Raw genomic sequence first — 457 nt, 5'->3', positions numbered from 1 at the left:
GTTGTCATCGGCGGCAACATCTCCGTTTCCGCCGTTCGCCCCCGCTCCGCCGTTGCCGTAGAACAGCCCGCCGCGACCGCCGTTACCGCCGTGCCCGCCGTAACCGCCGCTGGGGCCGGAAGTGTCGGCCGAGCCGCCGGCCCCCCCGGCCCCGCCGGAGCCGAACAATGTGGCGTTGCCGCCGTCGCCGCCGACCCCGCCGAGGCCGGCGAGCTTGCCGACGCCGCCATTGCCGGCGGCCCCGCCGGCACCCCCGTCGCCATACAGCAACCCGCCGTGACTTCCGAGACCGCCGTTTCCGCCGATCCCGCCGATATTGCCGGAACCGGCCGTACCGCCGGCTCCCCCGGCCCCGCCGGTTCCGAATAGCTGCGCGGCACCCCCGTTCCCGCCGTCGCCGCCCTGGCCGCCGAGCCCGAAGGTGGCGGTGGCCGGGCCGCCGGCGCCGCCCGCTCCA

Annotated in this window: 1 pseudogene; it reads right to left on the bottom strand. The window is 77.2% G+C overall.

Annotated features, from left to right (window positions below):
• Window positions 1–457: pseudogene (locus BST12_RS32690) on the bottom strand (PE family protein); the annotation flags it as partial.

The organism is Mycobacterium angelicum (assembly GCF_002086155.1).
Taxonomy (GTDB): domain Bacteria; phylum Actinomycetota; class Actinomycetes; order Mycobacteriales; family Mycobacteriaceae; genus Mycobacterium; species Mycobacterium angelicum.
This window is presented reverse-complemented; position numbering and strand designations above follow the sequence as displayed.